This window comes from Protofrankia coriariae (assembly GCF_001017755.1).
Classification (GTDB): domain Bacteria; phylum Actinomycetota; class Actinomycetes; order Frankiales; family Frankiaceae; genus Protofrankia; species Protofrankia coriariae.
The window spans coordinates 34,825-56,607 of the sequence record NZ_JWIO01000017.1; the positions used below are offsets into that span (position 1 = coordinate 34,825).

A 21,783-nucleotide genomic window follows, 5' to 3' on the forward strand; every position below is an offset into this window, starting at 1 on the left:
CCGGCTGCCGCCCCGTCGACCCGGGCGCGAAACGCGCGGTGGCCGCGCTGACCGAGCTCTACACCGTGGACGACAACTACCGACTGGTGTGGGAGTTCGGGATCGGCCTGAACACCGCTCTACGTCAGCAGCCGGGAAACTGCGGGATGAACGAGATGTACGGCGCCGGCAACGGCGTTGTCCATCTCGGTTTCGGGCTGACCCCGACGACCCGATACGCGCTCACGTTCACCCCCGCCGGGGTGGACGCGGCCGTCTTCAGCGCGGGGGCGCCGATCAGCCGGCAGTGGGCACCGACCGTCGGCGCCGCCGGGGCGCTCGTCGTGGACAACAGCTCCGCGTTCCGGATGGACGACGACGTGCCGCTGGTCGTGCCCGAGGTCAATCCCGACGCGCGCGCCACCAGGCCGGCGCGCAACATCGTGGCGAACCCGAACTGCTCGACCATCCAGCTCGTCCGCGCGCTGCACCCGCTGCGCTCACTCGGCACCCTCGAGTGGGTGGTCCTGTCCACCTACCAGTCCGGCTCCGGCGGCGGGCTGCGCGGTCTGGAGGAGCTCGCCGCGAGTACCCGGGCCGTGCTCGACGGTCTGCCCCCGGCCACCAGCCCGAGCAGGTTCGGGCATCCACTCGCCTTCAACCTCGTCCCCGAGATCGGTCTGCGGGACGACGACGGGATCTCCCACGAGGAACAGAAGCTGCGCCGGGAACCCCGCAAGATTCTCACGATGCCATCTCTGCGGATCACGGCGACCGCGGTCCGAGTGCCAGTGATCAACGGCCATTCGGAGGCGGTCCACCTGGGCTTCGACCGTCCGGTGTCGCCCGCCGACGCGATCGCCGCCCTGCGCGGCGCGCCGAACCTGCGGGTGTACGGCGCCGACGACGGCTACCCGATGCCCCGGCCGGTGTGCGAGTCGCCGACGCAGCGCAGGCTCGTCCACGTCGGACGGGTCCGCTCGGACCCCGACGACCCCCGCTCGCTGTGGCTGTGGGTGGTCGCGGACAACCTGATCGTCGGCACCGCGCTCAACGCCCTTGAGATCGTGCGTCTCGCCACCGGGACGACCTGGCTGACCCGGCGGTGACGGACGAATCGGGCGTCGCCACCGCCGTCCCCACCGGCATCACCGACGACGGCAACAGCGACGACGGCGACGTCCTCGTGCTGAAGTTCGGCGGTGCCGCGTTCGCGGCGGCAGGGGCGCACCGCGCCATCGCCCGCCATGTCACGAGCCGGCTCGCCGGCAGTGTCACGAGCCGGCACACCGGCGATGCCGTGGGCCGGCACACCGGCGGTGCGGCGGCGGGCACACGGACCGCCGTGGTGGTCGTCAGCGCGGCCGCGGGGGTGACGGACCGGCTCGGCGCTGCCCTGCGCGCCGTCAGCGCCAGCCCCGACCGGGATCTGCTCGCTGCCACGCTCATGACCGGTGAGACCATCAACGTCCAGCTCATGACCGCGGCCCTGCGCGACGCCGGGCTGGCCGCCGTGGCACTGACCGCCGCCGACACCGGTTTCCTCGCAGGAGGCGAACCCCACCACGCGGACCTGCACGAGGTGGACGCCCGGGCGCTGACGGATGCCGCCGCCCGCGCCACGGTGCTCGTGCTCCCGGGCGGGCAGGCCAGTGGGCCCGACGGACGGCCGGTGATGCTCGGCCGTAACAGCTCGGACCTGTCCGCGATAGCCGCCGCCATCGCCCTGGGCGCACCGGCGTGCGAGATCTTCTCCGACTCCCCAGGGATCTGCACCGCGGATCCCCAGCTCGTACCGGAGGCCCACACCCTGCCGCGGGTCGACTACCAGACGATGACCACGATGTCGGTCCACGGCGCGAAGGTCCTGCACCACTCGGCCGTCGCCTGGGCCCGGCGACACGGCGTCGAGATCCGGTGCCGGTCGCTGCTGCCGGACGGCCGCGTGCACTCGGTCGTCTCCGCGCGGGCGTCCGCCACCGCGGCGGTCATGGCGCACCGCAACGCGGCGGTGTGGGCGGGACGGGCCGAACAGGTCCGGTCGTTGCTCGACACCCCGCGCTGCGCCGGCTCGGACCTCCTCGTCGTTCCGGGAGCCGAGGACGGGGCCGATGTCACCTACCTGGTGCTCGCCGACACCGCCCGTGATCTGAGCGCCGTCGGGCTTGCCCGCCGTGATCTCCAGATGGTCACCACGCTGTTCCCGGACGGCCGGCTCGACCGTCATCTCGTCCCGGCTGCCGACGTACCCGCGCTGCCCGGGCGCAGCACCGGCTCGTCTGCTCCTGAGAGCCGGCTGTCGCCGCCTCGCTCCGGCCCCGACCTGGCTTGAGACGGACAGCCGGTCGGGAGCCGGGCCTGAGGTACATCCAACGCCCCGGAGCCGCCGTGTGCTGGCCGCATCCACCGCGTGCCTGCCCAGCCTCCTCAGTGGTGCCATCTGGTCAGGGATGGGCCGCGATCCGGGCGGCGGCCCGCTCGACGACGACCGACCCGTTGCGGAGCACGTCGGCGCGCCAGTGGTCGTCCTCGGGGTCGAACGCCTGGCGCATCCGCTGCCGGATCTCCGCGACCCGCGCGCTGTCCACCGGTTCGTGCTGCTGCCAGAGCCAGTTGTCGGCCTGCAGGGCCCGCAGCACCGTCAGCCCGTCCTCGGTGCCGAACTCGAGCGTGATCGCCGTCAGCTCGGCGTCGGGAAGTTCCCGCATGAGCGCCTGAGCGGTGTTGCCACCGATCGGTGTCGAGCTCGACGTCCCGGTCTCGGAGCGGGTGAGGGCGTCGCCGAACCAGTCCTGGGCACGGGCGAGCGCGCCTTCGTCCGCGCCACCACGAAAGATCGGCTCGGCGGCGCCGCGGTGGCCGAGCCCGGTGTGCAGGTCGATGTAGGCGATCCGCTCGTATCCCGCCAGGTGTTCCCGGATGATCGAATGCCAGATGTCGTTGGATCAGCAGGCGGCTTTTCCACCGTAGAAAAGCCCGTCGGGATGCTCGTACTGGCCTTCGGTAATGATCTGTTGAATCGTGCGGATTCCCTGGCTGGCGACATGTTCCATGAGCTGCCTGTCCGCGACGGCGTGCGCGGGGCCGTTCCAGTCCGCGGGCAGGAGCGCGGCATGGAGCGCGAAATACGCGCATCTGTGCGGCAGCCGGCCGTGGTCGACGAAGTTGCGGTTGACGTCGATGTTCTGTTCGTTCACCCGGCGCCGGTGGGAGAAACCGAACGGGTTGAGAGCGTGTACCAGCACGATGGCGATGCCGGGCCAGGAGCTCTCCCTGAGGAGACGCAGCTGGCAGGCTGATCCGGCGAATCCCTCGGCACCGTGGGTGCCGCTGACCAGCACGAGCGCGGACCGGGCACGGGCAGCACCGAAAAGTGCCACGTCGGTGCGCAGTTCCTCGCCCTCGGCGCCGCTGTACGCGCTGTTGACGAGCGTCTCGATCCGCGCGCCGCGATCGCCGGCCGCCGCCAGGAAACGCTGCCGGGCCTGCCCGTAGCTCACGGAGAAATACATCTGCCCGCCCATGTCACGCATCCTTCGTCCAGCCGGCGGATATTACTTTTTCAGCGGGTGAGTCGCCGCCCCGGCCAGGTCATCCGGCCGGGAGACGGACCCTGGTGCGACAGCCGCGGATTCCTGGCTGGGCCGGGGACGGCGTGGCAACTGGCCAAGCACCGCGATGGCGCATGCGATGGCGACGAGAACCGCGGACAGCCCCTGGTAACCGGCGATTCCCACAATCAGGCCGGCGACGACCGGGAAGACCAGGATCGCCACCTCGAACAGCAGCCCGGCCATCGGCAGCATGCGCACCCGGTCCGCCGCGTCGGCAAGATTGACCGCGCGGGCCTGGAACGCCGGCAGGCCGAGGCCGTAGGTGCAGCCGAGCAACGCCGACGCCACCACGTAGAGCGCCGCGTTCGATCCGACGAACGCGAAGGCAACGGCGGCCACGGTCATACCCACCGTCGTGGCCGCCACCACCCGGTCCGAGGCGCTGTCGGCCAGGAAACGCGACAGGCCGAGCCGCACCGTGATGACCGCCACCGTGTACGTCACATAGAAAAGATCGAAGTCGAGGCCGTGGCTGTCCGCGAACGTCGTCTGGAAGCTGTTCATGGTGGTGAAGACGCAGGCGCACAGCAGGACCATCGCCAACGGCACCGCGCTGGGCGACCGCAGCGGGCTCCGCCGCCGGGGCGCCGGGGACGGGTGGGGCCAGCGGGCAGCCGGAGACGGTGTCGTGTCAGGCCGGACGTCGGCCGCGCCGGCGGGCTCGCGGTCGTCGGCGGCGTCGGCGACGGGACCGGGGGTGGCCGTGGCCCGGCCCGCCTCATCCCGCTCTGCCGCCACCCGGCGTAGCTGCACGCCCAACGGCACCACGAGCAGCGCGGCGCCTGCGGCGAGCAGCGCCCCGGCAAGGAAGACCTGCTGGTAGGAGAAGTCGGCCCGGCGCAGGGCGTTGCCAAGAACAGGGCCGATACCGAAGCCGACCTGGATGGTCCCGGTCGCGTAGCCGATCAGCGTCGCGCGGTTGTTGTCCACCGCCAGGTCGGAGGCGATCATCGGCGCGGCCGTGTACGCGACCGCCCAGGCCGTTCCCAGGACGATGGACGCGGCCACAAGCTGGACGTTGAGGGAGTGCATGGCCGACACCAGCAGGGCGGCGCCCGCGTACAACCCGCAGGATCCCGCGAGGAGACGATGGGCCGGCACGTCCCGCGGGAAACGCAGCAGGAGCAGCAGCACCCCGGCGGTCGGCGCGGCCGCGGCGGCGCACAGCATCCCGTAGGTCGCCTCACTGCCACCGACCGTCTTGACGAACGGCCCGACCAGCAGCAGCACACCTTACGAGCTGGAGATCAGCAGTGTGCAGCCCAGCAGGAGCAGAAGCACTTTCGTCTCGCCGCGCGGCCGCCGCCCCACAGCCGTCGCACCGGAGGTGACGTACCCGTTCCCGATGGCTCCTCCTACCCCTGTGCCGGCCCGGCGCCCCGTACAGCTCGTCCACATCAATCGCACATCTACGGATGAACAGTAGCAGATTGAACGTATCTGCGTATTAAGACTGCGAAAAACACCGTAGATACGGATATCGATCAGACGTCTCCGCCGGACCAGTCGCCCGTCACCCGCGAGGCAGGGAGGGCTGCCGGCACCCAGATCAAGAAGAAGATCAGAAATGGCCCGAGGCGAGTGCAGGAGAAGGATGACGACGGGAGGACGGCGGGGCGGGCTCCTCGACGCTCCAGCGCGGTCCGCGTCGGAGCGTCCGGGCCGACGCGGACCGGGAGTCGATCAGGGCCCGTCCGCCCTCGCGGCAGCCGGAGCGGGAGTGCCGTCTGATCAGGGATTCGGCCAGGGATCCCGGACCGGGCCAGAGCAGCCGATGATCATGATGTCAGCGCTCCCCCGCCGCCGCACCATGCGCAGTCGGTGACCTCGGCGCCGTCGAAGTGGCCGTCCCGGTCGCGTTCGAGCCGTGGGACCTCCTTACGGCCGGTGCCCCGGCAGTGGGGGCAGGTCCGCACCCCCCGGTTCTCCCGCTCGGCCTCTTCCCGCCTGGCCGTGTCGCGTTTGTCCCGTGCCATGTCACCTCCGTATCCACCGACTCCGCCGATGTGGCGGAATCAGCGACAGAGATGCTACGGACGGGACATGCCCGAGAACTCCGTACGGGCACCGACACACCGTTGTCCGTGACGTGGTCTTCGGTACCGGGCTCCCACATCGCGGGCGGCCCGACACCGATTCGCCACACGATGTCGACTCATCACGCCGGCCCGTCACGTCGACTTGTCGCGCCAACTCGTCACATCAGTTCATCACGCGGATTCATCATGTCGGCTCGTCCGTGCGCCGCCCGGTCCGGGCCACGGTGGCCCGCAAGGAGTCTGCCATGAGGATTCCAGGCTGTCGCCGCCCGTCATATGTCCTTTTTCGCCGAGACATCCGTCCGTTCTTCGCCAGGCGTTCGACACGGTGGGTATGGTGCATCCTGGCGAGTGGCCCGTCGATTCGCATACATATCGTGTTTCCAACCGGTAAAAGCAGGATGACCCAGTCGCTCCCGACGATGGGTGGCGGACGGCCGGTAACGACTCCCGCCCGGCCCGGAAAACCCGTGACAGCGGCACCACCGGGCCCACACCGACGGGCACCGGAACTCCGCGGGCACCTCCGACACCGGCAGCGGCTACCGGATCAGCCCCGCGAGCTGCGGCTTCAGCCAGCAGACAACCGTCCGCATCATAATGGTTACACGTTTTCCGTCTCCCGGAAACGGGCCGGTCCAATATTTCACAGGCCCGCCGNCCCGCCGCGAGCGGCTCCCGAAGGCCGGGTACTCCGGCCCGGGACTCTCCGGCCACAATGCCCGGGCACGCTTTTCGCCGGCCCCGCCCGGCGACCGGCAGCGGCCGGCAGCNAGCAGCCACCGCGAACGCGCCACAACTAATGCACGGCGCCACAACGAATGTGAGGTGTGACGTGGCGAGCGAGAAGCGCCGACTTCCCATGAACGTCGAGGGACCTTTCTTCGTCGATTCCGAGTGCACCGACTGCGAGAACTGTCGGGGAGTCGCACCGGACTTCTTCAGGCACGACGAGGAGCGCGAGGTCCACTACATCTGCCGGCAGCCGGCGAACGAGGACGAGGAGGAGATGCTGCTGCAGGCTCTCGAGTTCTGCCCGGCCGAGGCGATCGGGCGCGTGGCGGCCTGACGGGCCGGGACAGCACGCTCACAACCCCCTCGTACCAGGGGTTCCCGCCGGGTCACCCCACCGGCTCGGCGGGTCCGGCGGGCCGGGTCCTGCCCGGCCCGCCGGACGGGGCGCCGACGGAACAACCGACGAACGAAGCGCCGATGAGCCGCCGGCCAACAAGCCGTGACAGGCCGACGGCGGGAATCCAGACGGATTCACTCGATCTCGTTGAGTGACATTCCGGGCACAATTTCCGCCGTCCGCTACTAAAAGAGATCACCGTCTACCGGCAGGTAGTCACTCGACAAGCGGCTGACATATAGTCGACACAATGGCCGATTACAGCGCTCTGTAACGCTGCGATCATCGAAAATGCGGTTAGCGTGGACACCCTCGCCTGTTGAGGAGGGAAGTTGTCAAAGACCGCGCAGGATTTACCTTCACTCCACGCTTCTCCTGAGCGCCCGGAAGCCCACCGTTGGCTACCAGCCCGGCCACTCGGTCCGATGTCAGAGATGGCACGGCTACGGAAAACACATCCGATGATGGAGGCGATTGTCGACGAGGTGGACGGTCGCCAGATGCGGGTCGGCGACCACTGGCTGACCGACTTCGCGTCCTGCAACTACCTCGGCTTCGACCTCGAGCCAGAGATCATCGCAGCAGTGCCGGAGTACCTGGCCAGGTGGGGCACGCATCCAAGCTGGTCACGGATGATCGCGACCCCACGGCTGTTCATCGAGATCGAGCAGGAGCTCACCGACCTGCTCGGCGCCGAGGACAGCCTGGCGCTTCCCACGATCACGCACATCCATCTGTCGGTCATCCCGGCCCTCGTCGGGCAGGGAACGATCTTCCTCGATCGCAACGCGCACCGCTCCATCCACGACGGCTGCCTCATGGCCCGGGCCTGGGGCGCGACCGTGCAGCGCTTCGACGACAACAACCCCGCCGAGCTCGAGGAGATGCTGCGGGCCTGCCGCAGCCACCCTCGGCTGGTGTGCGTCGACGGGCTGAACAGCATGACCGGCAACATCCCGCCGGTGGCGGAACTGGCCCGGGTGACCCGCGCGAACGACGCGCTCCTCTACATCGACGACGCGCACGGTTTCGGCGTCATCGGCGAGCGCCGGCCCGATGAGCTGAGCCCCTACGGCAGCCGTGGCAACAGCCTCATCCGCCATGTCGGCGAGAGCTACGACGGGATCATCCTGGTCGCGGGCTTCTCCAAGGCCTACTCGTCCCTGCTGGCCTTCCTCGCCTGCCCGACCGAGGTGAAGAACCACCTCAAGGCGGCCACCGCCCCACACACCTTCTCCGGGCCGTCCCCCGTGGCCTCGCTCGCGACCGTGCAGGCCGGGTTCGCGTTCAACGCCCGGCGGGGCGACACGATCCGAGCGGACCTCCACCGCAAGACGGCCCGGATCCTCGACGGGCTGGGGCAGCTCGGGCTGACCTCGCCAAACCGCTCGGGCAGCCCGATCATCGAGATACCGATCGGTGCCCCGGAACGCATCGACGCCATCGGCGACCACCTGTTCGACCGGGGGATCTACACCACCCTGGCGCCGTACCCGATGGTGCCGCGCGAGAAGGTGGGGTTCCGCATCCAGGTCACCGCGGCCAACACCGACGAGGAGATCAGCCACCTGCTCGAGGTGCTCGCCGAGGTCGCCGACATGCTGTCGGACTCCACGCCCGCCCGGGACGAGTAGCACCCGTACCCGCGTAACGCCATGACAGCCGCCCACCAGCCGGCTCGGGGGAAACGGCGGGGCGCAGGAAGCCGTACAAGGGAGCCCGACAGGGATCGGTGGGCAGCCGGTCAGGTCGTGCCGTGCCCGGCGCCCGGATGGCCGGGCACGGCCCCGGGTTCCCAGCCGGCGGACAGCCGGCCCAGTGGCAGGGCCCGCTGCCGGCGCTGCCATGCCTGGCCTGCCCGGATGCCCGCGGCACCTGTCGGGCCTACTCGGCCTGCTCGGCCTTTTGTACCTGCTGGGCCTTTTGCGCGTGCCGAGCCTTTCGCGCCTGTCGGGCCAGCTCGGCCAGGCGGGTGACCGGTAGGCGGCCGCGATCAAGCCGCACCTCTGCGTCCCGTACCTGCCGCAACACCGTGAGAAAGCGCACACGCGGGATCTCGACCGCTCCCATGGACTTCGCGTGCGCGGTGACGAACTGCACATCGACGAGCCGGCCACCGACCGGCGCGAACCGCGCGTCGAAATCGACGAGCGCGACCTTGGACGCGTCGGTGCGCACGTGGAACATGGACTCGGCCATGAAGACGGCGCCGACGAGCACGCCGAACATCCCGCCGATGAGCTCGTCGTCCTGCCACACCTCGATGCTGTGCGCCCAGCCGAGCCGGTGCAGTTCCTGGTAGGCGCCGGCGAGCTCGGTGGTGATCCAGGTACGTCGGGTGCCCTGGCCGCAGTTGTGCACGACGTCGGCGAACGCCTGGTCGAGGGTGGTCGTCCAGTCGCACGCGCGCATCCGCTTGAACAGCGACTCGGGCACGCGCACCCCACCGATGGGCAGCACACCGCGTGGATCCGGGCTCCACCAGGCGATGTCGGCCCGTCCTCGGGCGTCCCGCGACAGCTCCTGGGCGTCGCGCGACAGAACGGGTGGTCGGGTGCCGGTCGCTGCCGGGTCACGGGGGCCCGGGGCGTTCGCCGCCGTGGTCGGGCCGCCGGCCGGCTCGTCGAGCGGCCAGGGAAAGACCCCCCGCCGGTAGGCCCCGACCAGGGTCGCCGGGGAGAGATCACCGCCAAAGGCGAACGGCGTGTCACCGGGATCAGCCGGATCGACCTCCGCCACGGCGTCCCACAACGACCAGCCAGGATGCCGGGGCGTGCCGCCCGGATCTGTGCTGCCCGAACTCATGCTGGTCAGATCCACGGGCGGCCGGCGCGGGCAGGTTCGGCCCGGTCGGCCATCAGGTCAGCCGCTGTCACTCGCTCTAATCGGGACGGCGGGCAGCCGCCCTCCCCGGAGGAGGAGGAAGAGGAATACGCGCAGCGGTTGCGATGCCACAGCAGCGGGGTCAGCTTGTCGGCGGGCTGGGGGGCGCCCAGGTAGAAGCCCTGGGCGAAGTCGCAGCCGTAGTCGGCCAGCCGCCCCATGGCTGTCTCGGTCTCGACCCCCTCGGCCACGATCCGCAGGGCCAGGGAGTGCGCAAGCCCCACCGTGGACTGCACGATGGCCGCTGAGAGCGGGTCGGAGTCGAGGTGGATGACGAACGACTTGTCCAGCTTGAGCACGTCCACCGGCAGTTCCCGCAGGTAGGCCAGGGACGAGTAGCCGGTGCCGTAGTCGTCGACGGCAATGCGGACGCCCATCTCCCGCAGGCTGCCGAGCACGGCCGCGGTCCGGATCCGGTCGAGCATCAGAGCGGTCTCGGTGATCTCCAGTTCGAGCGCCCTCGGTGGCACCCCCTTCGTCGTGAGGAGCTCCCCGACCTCGGCCGGGAATCCCTTGTCGAGCAGGTTGGGCGCGGAGAGGTTGACCGCGACGCCGATCTGGAGGCCGGCGTCCCACCACTGGCGGCACTGGTCGAGGGCCAGCCCGAGCACCTCGAGGGTCAGCGTGCGCATCAGCCCGGTGTGTTCGGCCATGGGCAGGAACTCGTTGGGCTGGAGCAGCCCCCTGGTGGGATGCTCCCAGCGCACCAGGGCCTCCACCGCGTGGCAGTTGCCCGTGCGCAGGTCGACCTTCATCTGGTAGTGCAGGCGCAACTGGTCCTGACCGAGCCCGGCCCGCAGGGTCTCGATGACGTCGAGGCGGTCGAGGATGTGCAGGTCGGCGCCGGGCCGGTAGTGCTCGATCCGGCTGCGGGCGGCCTTTGCCGCGTACATCGCGATGTCCGCCCGCTGCAACAGGACGTTCCCGGCCACCGCGTGATCGGGGTAGACCGCGACTCCGATGCTGGCGTCGACGTGGAAGCTCACCCCGTCGACGTCGAACGGGCCGTCGAGAGCGGCCAGCACCCGCTCGGCGACGGTTCGTGCCGCGGTGGCGTCGGCGTCCTGCAGGAGCACGGCGAACTCGTCGCCGCCGAGCCGGGCCAGCAGGTCTGTCGGGCGCAGCGCCGTCTCGATCCGGCGACCGACGAGTTTGAGCAGGTCGTCGCCGACCTGGTGGCCGAGAGAGTCGTTGATCTCCTTGAAGCGGTCCAGGTCGAGCACGAGCAGCGCGAAGCGCGCGGCGCCGCCGCCGCGTGTCTCCTCCTCGTTGAGACGCTCAAAGAAGCCACGGCGGTTGGCGAACCCTGTCAGCTCGTCCGTGCGTGCCTGCATCTTGCTGTCCGCGAGCTGACGGACCTCGGTGAACGTGATGCCGGCACGGACGATGGCGGTCAGGACCGTCCCGGCGGCGAGCACGACGGTCAGCGGCGGCAGCCTGACGAAGGCCCCGAGCACCAGCAGCGTGAGCGCGCTGACGGCGAAGAAGACTGGGACGAACAGCACCTCCCAGCCGGCGACCCGTTCGGACATCTCCCGCGGGGTCCGTTGCCACGCGGCGCAGGCCGGCAGGACGAGCGCGAGCACCCAGAGCGCCTCGACCGGGCCACCCGGGACATAGGTGCCGCTCGCCATTGCGCCGGTGACGATCGTGTCGGCGACCGCGAAGCCGGCAAGGGAGACCCCCAACAGCCACCAGGCCTTCTCGGGGCGCCAGCCCCGCAGCCCGAACGCGCTGGCCACGAGCACGAGCAACATCAGATCGGCGAGCGGATAGGCGATGTTCAGGCCGAGGACCGACAGCCCTACCGGGTTGTCCACCCCGATGACAGCGGCGGCAAGCCCGCTTGCCAACGCGGCCACGCCGAGGCCGCCCACCAGCGCGTCCAGCCACACGCTGGGGTGAAATCGGGTGACCCGCCCACGCAGCAGGAGGATCACGGAGATACAGGTGGCCACATAGAACACGAGCCAACCGATGTCCGCCGGTGACGGCGTGCCGACATGCTCCATGATCTCGGTGAAGTAGATGCTGCCGGCGCCGTAGAACAGCAGACCGGTGCCGAGCACGGCCCAGGCGAGCCGCTCACCGCGGACCAGAATGGCACGCAACATACAAAAGCCACCGGCGGCGACGCTGAAGCTGTTGCCCAGCCATCTGTCGACCTGGTTGACGACGGACGACACATCACGTAGGCCGGTGAGCGTCGTGACGGCGAAAAATACGGCCGCCACCAGCAGCACGACCCGCCCCGCACCGATCAACCGCAGCCGACGAGCGGTGTGAACTGACATCGTCAAGCGGTCATCTCCCCATTATCGCGTCAGCGGGATACATTCTGACACCACGACACCTATTCATCCTGAACCACCCACCCGGTAACCCGGAGCCCGGGGCCGCGGCTCGGGGATGTCAGGGCCGCTGGCGGTACCGGCGAGGATCATTCCCGGGTTGCCGTCACCCCGCTGGGATGCGGCCGAACGGACCTGCCAGACCCACGATCCTGGTGGGCCAGGGGCGGCGTGACCATGTTCCCGCCACGCCCGGAACACCTGGATCACCAAAGGTGGGTTGCTTCCGCGCGGAACGCTCCCACACCGCTAGTTCAACACCGTCTCGCCGCGACGGCACGCCGAACCCTCCCGGCACCCAGCCAAAGACGTCAAGAGGACGACGAAAAGTCAGGCAGGTAAACGCACATCGTATAAGCGACTACAACGGGCCGCAATCGACGTGAACCCGTCACGCTCCGTGCTGTCGAAGCGTGGCGGGTTCAAAGCGTGCACACCGGAACACGTATATGTATCGCCCCGGCATCTGCACCTGCATCTGCATCTGTTTTTGCACCGTATACCGATCTCCGGCATTACCGAAAGAAGGCTCGATTCTCCGGTTGACTGCCGATAATCGATCAACTACGGATTTCGCATTTGGTCACCCCGATCGACGGGCGACCCGGTGCGGCATGAGGGCGTTCGGGGGAATGACACCGAGACGGCCCTCCTGGTAGTCGGCCACCGCCTGGCGCAGTTCCTCCTTGGTGTTCATCACGAACGGGCCGTACATCTCGACGTGCTCCCGGATCGGGCGCCCACCGAGCAGCAGCACCTCCAACCGGCCATCCGTCCCGGACTGCTGGTCGTCGGCCGCGAGCGTCAGGTAGTCGCCGGGCCCGAACACGGCGAGTTGCCCGGTGCGGACCGGCCGACCCTCGCCACCGACCCGCCCCGAGCCGGCAAGGATGTAGGCCAGCGCGCTGAAACCCGGCTCCCAGGGGACTGTCACCCGCACGCCCGGGAACAGGGTCGCGTGCATCATCGTGATCGGGGTGTGGGTGGCGCCCGGCCCACGGTGACCGGCCGCGTCACCGGCAAGACCGCCAGCGATGATCCGCAACAGCGCGCCCCCGTCCGGCGACGCGAGCAGTGCGACCTGGTCGCCTTCGATGCTCTGGTAGCGCGGCGGGCTGAACTTGTCCCGCGCCGGCAGGTTGACCCACAGCTGGATGCCGTGGAAGAGCCCGCCGCTGACGACAAGCTGCTCGGGCGGGGTCTCGATGTGCAGGATGCCGGCACCCGCGGTCATCCACTGGGTCGCCCCATCCGTGATGACCCCGCCTCCACCGTTGGAGTCCTGGTGCTGGAACGTCCCATCGATCATGTATGTCACGGTCTCGAAGCCGCGATGCGGATGCCACGGCGTGCCCTTGGGCTCACCGGGCGCGTAGTCGACCTCACCCATCTGGTCCATGTGGACGAAGGGGTCAAGATCGGCAAGGCTGACCCCGGCGAACGCACGGCGGACGGGAAAGCCCTCGCCCTCACGGCCCGACGGCGCGGTCGTGACCGACCGGACGGGCCGCTCCACCTGGCCGGGCAGAGGTACGGCCAGACGCGGCAGGGTGGTTGTGTCGGCGGTAACGGCAGGCATGCTGTCCCTCCCAGAGTTTCGTTGCTAATGCAACTACTGGAAGAGGATAACTCCGAATCGCCCGGATCGCTTCCCGAGAACCGCGGCCTGCCACGCCGCCGATCATCACCGTAAGTGACCGTTCACCGTCATCTATAACAGACAGTAACTTTTCGTAGCCGTCTTTCCCGGATTGGATGACCATACGACCGATCGACCGGCCATCTACATGTCCGCGGTAACCAGCTGGTTGCGCAACCGGCCAGGCAGGCCAACCGGCTGGTCATGCACCCGGCTGGTCATGCACCCGGCCGGTCACGTGACCAGCTGGGCAGGCGCTCAGGTCAGAGCGCCGTGGCGATCGTCTCCGCCACCTGCTCCCGCCGTCTGGCGAGCTCGGCATCCTGCGCTCGCGTCCGGTCGAGGCCGTCGGCGATGTCGGCGTCCCGGCGCATCAGCTCGGCAAGATCGAGACCGGCCAGCTCGAGGACGCCCATCCGCTCGTAGGCGGTGCGGACCCTCTCCCCCCACAGGCCGATGTCCTTCACGCACGGCACTATCCGGCTGAACAGCAGCTTGCGGAAAGCCCGCATGTACTCGGAGGTCTCCACCGCGGCGAGGCAGGCGTCCACGTCGAAGCCGAGGTTCTCCCAGACCTCGGCGCCGCGCAGCCGGTCACGCATCAGCCAGCAGCTCTCGACGACGAACTCCTCGCGTTCGTCGAGCTCCCGACGGGACAGCTGCGCGTAGTAGTCACGCAGCGCCAGCCGTCCGAAGGCGACGTGCCGGGCCTCGTCCTGCATGATGTAGGAAAGGATCTGTTTGGGCAGCGCCGCCGTGGCGACGTCCCGCAGAACGCCGAAGGCGGCCAGCGCGAGGCCTTCGATGAGCACCTGCATACCCAGGTACGGCATGTCCCACCGGCTGTCGCTCAGCGTCGTCTCCAGCAGCGAGCGCAGCTCGGGGTTGATCGGATACAGGAGGCCGATCTTCTCCCGCAGGAAGCGGGAGTAGATCTCCGCGTGCCGCGTCTCGTCGATCGTCTGGGTCGCGGCGTAGAACTTCGCGTCCATGTCCGGGACGGACTCGACGATCCGGGCGCTACAGATCATCGCGCCCTGCTCGCCGTGCAGGAACTGGCTGAACTGCCAGGCCATCAGGTGCTGGCGCAGTTCGCCGCGCTCCCGCCGGCCGAGCTTGTCCCACAGCGGAAGCCCGTAGATCGGGACCGTCCGGTCGGACAGCCCCAGCGGGTGGTGCGGATCCACCTCCTGCGACCAGTCGATTCTGGTCGCGGCATCCCACTGCTTGTCCTTGCCCTGCTGGTAGAGGGCCAGCAGCCGGGCCCGGCCGTCGGCGTAGTCCCAGGAGAACCGGGCGTTGCCGGCCATGGGGACGCTCCAGGTGCGATCGCCGGCCGACGCGTCGTAACGGTCATGTGCGCTGATGGGCCGAACCTCCAGTCACCAGGCCCGGACCGGCCGGCCGGCAGCGCGATCCCGGTCATTCGTACCGCTGGAGGCCGCTCGCGCGGGCCGGGCAGGCAGCCCCGGTGGGACGCCACGACAGACCGGCCACCCACTGCCGGGCCGGTCGTACCCGCCCACATCGTCCATGCCCACATCGTCACGGTACCTGGTGGGTCACACCACCTGCTGGACAGCCACCGTGCCGTTGGACGGACGCCGCGCCGCTGGACAGCTGTCGCGTCGATGTCATATCAACAGACGCACAACATATTGACATTGAGTGACGACGTGGCCGGACGCCGCCCCACCCACCCCCTGCGGGGGCTCATCCCCTGGGGGGGTGATGGTGCCCGACACGCCGCCGGTAAAGTTAATGGTTTGTGACAACTGGCCCCGAAAGCCGACTGGACCGCTACCGTCGGGGCCGTGGACCGCATCTGCAGTCGACCGGATTTCCTGCGACAAGAGCGCCTGCGAGCGGCGGGGCGCCTCCGGAGCCGTCAACGTCCCCGTGACAGCCATCGCCACCGTCGGGTGGCGGTCCGGCCGCCGGGGCGTCCGGCCCGGCGCCGCTGAAACCGGACGGACCGCCCCTTCGCGGACCGGTATGGCAGCTCGGAGCGCTCACCAGCTCGGCGGCCCGCCGTACACGATGTCGCGGAAGCCGTACGCGATGTCGCGGGAAGGGCGCAGATGCCGATGTCCGAGCCTGGAAACGGGCCACCGGTGAGTGACAAGTCACATTCCCGTCATGTTCGGGAGATGATCGCCGAAGCCGCGCGAGCGCTCGGCGGCGAGTTCCCCGGCCAGGACGCGGTGACGATCACTGGCCCACCGCGGACCCTGCCGTCACGGCTACCGGTCAGCGCGCTCGCCCAGGCGAGCGTGGCCGTCGTCGGGCTCGCGGCCGGCGAACTCAGCGCCGCGCGCGCGGGAGCGGGCCCACAGCGCGGGGAACCGCTGACGATCGACAGTGGTGCGGTGGCCGCGGCCTTCACCAGCGAACGGCACCTGCGCCTCGACGGGCAGCCACAGATCGGCATGGATCCGCTGTCGGCCTTCCTGCCGGCGGTGGACGGCTGGGTGCGGCTGCACGGCAACTACCCGCACCATCGCGCCCGACTGCGGGCGGCGCTCGGGATCGCCGACACCGTGACCGACCCGACGGCCGCCGTCAGGGCGGCCGTGGCCACCCTGCCCGCGACCGAGGTCGAGGACAGGGTGGTGGCACACGGCGGCGTGGCCGCGGCCGTGCGGGACACCGCTGGGTGGCGACGGCACCCACAGGGCCGCGCCCTCGCCGAGCTGCCCCTGGCAGGTGTGCGCCGGCTGGACGACGAGCACGCGCCCGGTGCGGGACACCCGGCCCACGAGCGCGGCCCGGTCGACGAGCACGGCCTGCCCGCCGCGGGGATCCGTGTCCTCGATCTGACCAGGGTCATCGCCGGCCCGATCGGCACCAGGATCCTCGCCTTTCTCGGCGCCGACGTTCTGCGGGTCGACAGCCCGCGGCTGCCCGAGATCCCGGCCCAGCACCTCGACACCGGCCCGGGCAAGCGATCGGCCTTTCTCGACCTCGAACGCCCGGCCGACCGGCAGGCGTTCGAGGAGCTGCTGGCATCCGCGGACGTCGTCGTGAGCGGGTACCGCCCCGGAGCGCTGGACCGGTTCGGGCTGTCACCGCGGGCGCTGCACGAACGGCGCCCCGGGATCCGTCCCGGGATCGTGGTGGCGACACTGAGCGCATGGGGACCGACCGGGCCGTGGGCCGGGCGGCGCGGGTTCGACAGCATCGTCCAGGCCGCCACGGGCATAGCCACGACAGAGGCCGGCGACGAGCCGGACGGCGGCCGGCCAGGGGTGCTGCCCGCCCAGGCACTCGACCACGCCACCGGCTACCTGACGGCGGCGGCTGTCCTGCGCGCCCTCACGCTGCGCCACCGGGAATCCGGTTCCTGGCACGTCCAGCTGTCACTCGCCCAGACCGCCACCTGGCTGCTCGCCCGGCGCGCGAGAACCGACGGGAAGGCCGACGGAACCGTCGGAACCGTCGCCGGTGCTGCCACGGCTGGCGGCGTGGCCGGCGGCACGGCTGCGGCGGGTGCCTCCGCGGATGCCTCCGCGATCGGCGTGATCCCGTGGCTGGACACGGTCGGCAGTCACGCCGGACGGCTGACCTACGTACTTCCGCCTCTGCGGGTGGACGGCGGCCCGCGCACCTGGTCCCATCCGCCGCTCCCGCTCGGTGCCTCACCCCCGGCCTGGCTGTGATCACACTGCCTGCGATCACGGTGTGGCGGCGGCCTGTGACCGGCGAGGAGCGGGCCCGCGCGTGACGTTCCGGCCCGAAGACCCTATGGTCAACCAGATATGGATCGCCTCGTCTGGATCGACTGTGAGATGACCGGGCTCGACGCCGCCTCCGATCTCCTGCTGGAGGTCGCATGCCTGGTCACCGACAGCGAACTGAATATCCTTGGCGACGGTGTGGACGTGGTCGTGTCCGCGCCGGAGACCGCACTGGCCGGGATGGATGCCGTAGTCCAGCAGATGCACGCCACCTCGGGGCTGACCGAAGCTGTACGGGCATCGACGCTGACCGTGGCCGACGCCGAACGACAGGTGCTCGACTACATCCGCGATCAGATCCCGGACGCGGGCAGGGCCCCACTGTGCGGCAACTCGATCGCTACCGATCGCAACTTCCTCGCCCGGTACATGCCGGCGCTCGACAGCTACCTGCACTACCGAATGGTCGACGTGTCGACCGTGAAGGAACTCGCCCGACGCTGGTACCCGCGGGCCTACTATGCGGCACCGGCCAAGCGTGGTGGGCACCGCGCCCTGGCCGACATCCAGGAGAGCATCGACGAGCTGCGCTACTACCGAAAGGCGATCTTCGTACCGCAGCCGGGACCCACCAGCGAGTTCGCTCGGGCAGCGGCGCAGGAGATCACCCGGGCAGCGGGCCGGGAGACCGGCACGGACAACGCGGGCGACGACGCGGGCAGCCCACCATCCGCGCCGGCGGGCGTCCCCCGGACGGGCACCACCTCGGCAGAGACCGCCCCCACCAGCCGCACCCCGGCGGATGCCGCGCAGACCCCACCGGCGGCCGTCTGAACGACCAGAGCGGCCGTCCGGGCGCGGCCACCGTCCGGGCGCGCTCGCCATCCGCCGAACACAGCCACCATCCGAAAGTAGTAACCGTCTGATCACGCTCTCGACCCACCCGTGGCACCGCAAGGCGTTTCGCCAGAAGGACGATCGGACCGGTACTATGGGCCGGGCCTGAACAGTTGGCCGGCTGGTCACGGGTGTACGACCGCTGACGGCCGACGGTTCGGTTTCAGTGTGCGGTTTTCAGCACGTGGTGGGTGTAGCTCAGCTGGTAGAGCACCGGGTTGTGGTCCCGGGTGTCGCGGGTTCAAGTCCCGTCACTCACCCTCGGTTGGATCCTGTTCGGTGGCCTTCGGCCACCTTTCCAGGCTCCCGCGTCATGCTGGCCCAGGGGGGACCCCCTGGAACCCCCATGTCAGGGGGACTCCGTCCCCCCGACACCTCCCTGGCGGCTGGTCGAATGCCTGGCTGGCATCGAAATATCGATCATTGTGTTCAGTTATGGCGCTGGGATGGCGATCTCGGAGGGTGACGCCGGGGCCGCCGGGCCGGCGACGATCGCCCGGAGCGTGTCGCCCGCGGCGAACCGGGCGATCTGGTCCCGGAGAAACGCGGCGGCGCGGGGCTTGAACGCGCTGGTGTTGCCGCCGAGATGCGGGGTCAGCAGCACACCGGGCACGGACCACAACGGGTGCGCGTCGGGCAACGGCTCCGGCTCGACGACGTCCAGAGCCGCCAGCAACCGCCCGTCGTGCAGCTCACGGAGCAGGGCGTCGGTGTCGACGACCGCTCCCCGGGCGACGTTGACCAGCAGCGAGCCGTCCGGCATCGCGGCGAGGAACCGGGCGTCGGCAAGGCCGCGGGTGCTCTCGTTGAGCGAGCAGGCCAGGACGGCCACATCCTGCTCCGGGAGCAGGGCCGGCAGTTCGGTGACCGCGTGGACGTGACCGCGCCCGTCGTCCCGGGCCCGGCTCGCGACGCGGGTCAGCGACACCTCGAACGGTTCGAGCCGGGCTGCGATGGCCGTCCCGAGGCCGCCGGCGCCCACCACGAGCACCCGCCGGTCCGCCAGCGAGCGCAGCGTGCGCGGCTGCCAGCGTCCCCGCGCGGCGCCGCTCGCGCGGACCGCGGCCGGGATCCCCCGCAGCTGCGCCAGAATGAGCCCCACGGCCAGCTCGGACGTGGAAGCGTCGTGCACACCTGCCGCATGACACAAAGTGACCTTCGGGGACACGTTCGCGATGGCATCCTCGTAACCCGCGGTAAGCGTCTGCACGACCCGCAGCCGGGGCAGGCTGTTGACCAGGGACCAGTCCGCCCGCTTCATGTACGGGGGGACGAGGAACTCGGTGTCCAGCACACCCGCCCGCCGCGGGTCGGAATCGGCGTCCCACACCACGGCCCGCACGGCCGGGATCGGGCCGACCAGGTCGATCCAGCGCTTGTCCGGAAGGCTGACCACGACCGTGCCCGCTTCGGTTCCTGCCATGGACGAAGGCTAACCGGCCCGGAGCGTCACGATCACGCTCCTTGCGTCCCGGGCGCCGGGGCACCCGCGAGCCAGGTCACCGGTCACCGGGGCGCTCAAGAACCGGGTCGCTCGAGAGGCGGATCACCAGGCGGCCGGCTGGTTGTCGTCCCGGATCTCGCCGACAAGTTCCTCCAGGACGTCCTCCAGCGCGACGACCCCGAGGATCCGTCCCTCCTGGTCGGTGACCCGGGCCAGATGCGCCCCGCTGCGCTGCATCGTGGCGAGCACCGTCGCGAGCCGGTCGTCGGAACCGACCCTGGCCAGCGGGCGGACCCACTTGGCGGGGACTGGCGCCGCCCGCTTGCGCGGGTTGGTTTCCAGAACGTCCTTGAGATGCAGGTATCCGACGAGCTCGCCGGTGGCCGCCCGGACCGGGAAGCGGGAGAATCCGGTCCGGGCAGCCACCGCCTCCACCCCCCGGGGGGTGACCCCGACCTCGACCGTCTCCAGGCTGTCGAGGGGCAGCAGGACGCTGCGCGCGCTGCGTTCGTCGAAGTGCAGCGCCCCGGAGAGCAGCCCGTGCTGGTCGGCGTCGAGCAGCCCCTCCCGGCGGGACTCCTCGACGAAGCCGGCGACCTCGTCGCGGGTGAAGGCGCTGGCCACCTCGTCCTTCGGCGCCACCCGGACGATGCGCAGGCTGAGGTTGGCGACCGCGTTCAGGGCCGCGATCGCCGGGCGCAGGTAGCGCACGACGCCGACGAGCGGCGGGACGAGTAACAGGGCGCTGCGGTCCGGCCCGGCCAGGGCGATGTTCTTGGGCACCATCTCGCCGATGACCACGTGCAGGAACACGACCGCCGTCATGGCGACGGTGAGCGCGACCGGGTGCAGCAGGGCGTGCGGCATCCCGGCCGCCTCGAGCGGGCCTTCGAGCAGGTGCGCGACCGCGGGCTCCCCGAGCGAGCCCAGCCCCAGGGTGCAGACCGTGATACCCAGCTGGGTACCGGCCAGCATCAGGGAGACCTCCTCCATCGCGCGCAGCGTGATCCGCGCGCGGGCCGAACCGGCCTGTGCCAGCGGCTCGATGGCGCTGCGCCGGGCCGAGATCAGCGCGAACTCGGCTCCCACGAAGAAGGCGTTGGCGAGCAGCAGGACGACGGTGAGGAAGAGCGCGAGCGGGATGTTCACCGCAGCGCCCCCATCGCGTCCTCGGCGGCGCAGCCGCGCCGCCCGCCCCTGGGACGGCCGCTGTTTCCGGAACGGTCGCCGTCCGCGGAACCGTCACCGTCCCTGGGGGACGCGCCTCCCACGGGAGAGTCACCGTCCACGGGAGAGCCGCCGTCCGTTGGCGGCTCGCCGTCGGCGCGGACATGCGCGGGAACCAGGCGGACCCGGTCCACCCGGCGGCCGTCCATCAGCTGGACGGTGAGGGTGACGCCGTCGACCTCGACCACGTCACCGGCGACCGGCACCCGGCCGAGACGGTCGGCGACAAGCCCGCCAAGAGTCTGGTACGCCTCGTCCACCGGCAGGTGGACGTCAACGGTCTGCGCCACCTCGTCGAGGCGGAGCAGACCGGAGAGCAGCCACGTCCCGTCCCGGCGCCGGGCCGCGCGCAGCCCGACCCGGTCGTGCTCGTCGACGACGTCGCCGACCAGCTCCTCGATCAGGTCCTCGATGGTGACCAGGCCGTCCGTGCCGCCGAACTCGTCGATGACGACCGCCATCTGCAGCCCGCCGCGGCGCAGTGTCTCCAGCAGCGGATCGAGTTCGATCGTGGACGGCACGCTCAGATGGGGGATCATCACGTCGCTGACGGTCACGGTGTCCCGGTCGTCCTCGGAGACGGCGACCGCGTGCTTGACATGGACCAGGCCGACCACGTCGTCGAGGCCCTGCCCGACAACCGGGAAACGCGAGTGCCCGGTCCGACGGGTGAGCGCGATCACCTCACTGACCGGGTCGCCGACCCCGACCGTCCACATGCGGACCCGGGGGGTGAGGACGTCCGCGGCCTGCTTGTGCCCGAACGCCAGCGAGCGTTGCAGCAACGTCGCGGTCTCCGGCGCGAGCGTGCCCTGCTCCGCGGACCGGCCGACCAGGGAGAACAGCTCCTGCGCGGAGCGGGCCGAGGCAAGCTCCTCCTGCGGCTCGATGCCCAGCCGCC

General features: G+C 70.2%; 15 protein-coding genes, 1 tRNA gene and 1 pseudogene (1 of these 17 only partly in view). 7 read left to right on the forward strand and 10 right to left on the reverse strand.

From position 1 onward, the window contains the following. Positions 1-38: 38 nt before the first annotated feature. Positions 39-1,088: an aspartate-semialdehyde dehydrogenase gene (locus FrCorBMG51_RS12315; RefSeq protein WP_235433527.1), complete on the forward strand. Its 1,050-nt coding sequence runs from the start codon at positions 39-41 to the stop codon at positions 1,086-1,088. Beyond that, on the forward strand, positions 1,085-2,311 hold the full coding sequence (locus FrCorBMG51_RS25175; RefSeq protein ID WP_052914615.1) for an amino acid kinase family protein: 1,227 nt from the start codon (positions 1,085-1,087) through the stop codon (positions 2,309-2,311). Before FrCorBMG51_RS12315 ends, FrCorBMG51_RS25175 begins: the two co-directional genes overlap by 4 nt. Before the next feature lie 112 nt (positions 2,312-2,423). Here FrCorBMG51_RS25175 and FrCorBMG51_RS31160 read toward each other — a convergent pair. From FrCorBMG51_RS31160 to FrCorBMG51_RS12335, 3 genes and pseudogenes are all read right to left on the reverse strand, one after another. After that, positions 2,424-3,512: pseudogene (locus FrCorBMG51_RS31160) on the reverse strand (M14 family metallopeptidase). 21 nt (positions 3,513-3,533) lie between these two features. Then, on the reverse strand, positions 3,534-4,823 hold the full coding sequence (locus FrCorBMG51_RS12330; RefSeq protein WP_047223215.1) for an MFS transporter: 1,290 nt from the start codon (positions 4,821-4,823) through the stop codon (positions 3,534-3,536). Between the two features lie 548 nt (positions 4,824-5,371). Beyond that, positions 5,372-5,569: a hypothetical protein gene (locus FrCorBMG51_RS12335; RefSeq protein WP_013872887.1), complete on the reverse strand. Its 198-nt coding sequence runs from the start codon at positions 5,567-5,569 to the stop codon at positions 5,372-5,374. An 898-nt stretch (positions 5,570-6,467) separates the two neighbouring features. Between FrCorBMG51_RS12335 and FrCorBMG51_RS12340 the strand changes: the two genes are divergently transcribed. Further along, positions 6,468-6,701: a ferredoxin gene (locus FrCorBMG51_RS12340; RefSeq protein WP_083731228.1), complete on the forward strand. Its 234-nt coding sequence runs from the start codon at positions 6,468-6,470 to the stop codon at positions 6,699-6,701. Positions 6,702-7,225: 524 nt separating this feature from the next. Continuing rightward, complete coding sequence (locus FrCorBMG51_RS12345; protein WP_338052740.1) at positions 7,226-8,398, forward strand: aminotransferase class I/II-fold pyridoxal phosphate-dependent enzyme; 1,173 nt, start codon at positions 7,226-7,228, stop codon at positions 8,396-8,398. Positions 8,399-8,648: 250 nt separating this feature from the next. On the opposite strand, the gene aat is transcribed toward FrCorBMG51_RS12345, so the two are convergent. From aat to FrCorBMG51_RS12365, 4 genes are all read right to left on the reverse strand, one after another. Then, positions 8,649-9,569 (reverse strand): leucyl/phenylalanyl-tRNA--protein transferase, encoded by a 921-nt coding sequence (gene aat, locus FrCorBMG51_RS12350; protein ID WP_047223293.1) that lies wholly within the window; start codon positions 9,567-9,569, stop codon positions 8,649-8,651. A gap of 5 nt (positions 9,570-9,574) precedes the next feature. Then, the gene (locus FrCorBMG51_RS12355; protein WP_047223218.1) at positions 9,575-11,941 is read right to left on the reverse strand and encodes a putative bifunctional diguanylate cyclase/phosphodiesterase; all 2,367 of its coding nucleotides are present in this window, start codon (positions 11,939-11,941) and stop codon (positions 9,575-9,577) included. Between the two features lie 640 nt (positions 11,942-12,581). Next, positions 12,582-13,577 (reverse strand): pirin family protein, encoded by a 996-nt coding sequence (locus FrCorBMG51_RS12360; RefSeq protein ID WP_047223219.1) that lies wholly within the window; start codon positions 13,575-13,577, stop codon positions 12,582-12,584. Positions 13,578-13,900: 323 nt separating this feature from the next. Then, entirely contained in the window at positions 13,901-14,947 is a 1,047-nt protein-coding gene (locus tag FrCorBMG51_RS12365) for a ferritin-like domain-containing protein (RefSeq protein ID WP_047223220.1), read from the reverse strand. An 804-nt stretch (positions 14,948-15,751) separates the two neighbouring features. On the opposite strand from FrCorBMG51_RS12365, the gene FrCorBMG51_RS12370 reads away from it, so the two are divergent. The 3 genes from FrCorBMG51_RS12370 (at position 15,752) to FrCorBMG51_RS12380 (ending at position 18,471) form a co-directional block, all read left to right on the forward strand. Further along, positions 15,752-17,296 (forward strand): CoA transferase, encoded by a 1,545-nt coding sequence (locus tag FrCorBMG51_RS12370; protein ID WP_235433528.1) that lies wholly within the window; start codon positions 15,752-15,754, stop codon positions 17,294-17,296. A 99-nt stretch (positions 17,297-17,395) separates the two neighbouring features. After that, entirely contained in the window at positions 17,396-18,148 is a 753-nt protein-coding gene (gene orn / locus FrCorBMG51_RS12375) for an oligoribonuclease (RefSeq protein ID WP_086055422.1), read from the forward strand. Positions 18,149-18,398: 250 nt separating this feature from the next. Beyond that, positions 18,399-18,471, forward strand: a tRNA-His gene (locus tag FrCorBMG51_RS12380). A gap of 173 nt (positions 18,472-18,644) precedes the next feature. Here the strand turns inward: FrCorBMG51_RS12380 and FrCorBMG51_RS12385 are convergent. The 3 genes from FrCorBMG51_RS12385 to FrCorBMG51_RS12395 all read right to left on the reverse strand — a co-directional run. Then, positions 18,645-19,634: a 2-hydroxyacid dehydrogenase gene (locus FrCorBMG51_RS12385; protein ID WP_047223221.1), complete on the reverse strand. Its 990-nt coding sequence runs from the start codon at positions 19,632-19,634 to the stop codon at positions 18,645-18,647. Between the two features lie 123 nt (positions 19,635-19,757). Then, positions 19,758-20,804, reverse strand: a complete 1,047-nt coding sequence (locus FrCorBMG51_RS12390) for a hemolysin family protein (protein WP_047223222.1) — start codon at positions 20,802-20,804, stop codon at positions 19,758-19,760. Next, positions 20,801-21,783, reverse strand: the 3' portion of a protein-coding gene (locus tag FrCorBMG51_RS12395; RefSeq protein WP_047223223.1) for a hemolysin family protein. 520 nt of this gene lie beyond the right edge of the window; 983 of the gene's 1,503 nt are visible here — the last part of the coding sequence; its start codon lies off the right edge, out of view; its stop codon occupies positions 20,801-20,803. The genes FrCorBMG51_RS12390 and FrCorBMG51_RS12395 overlap by 4 nt, the downstream gene beginning before the upstream one ends.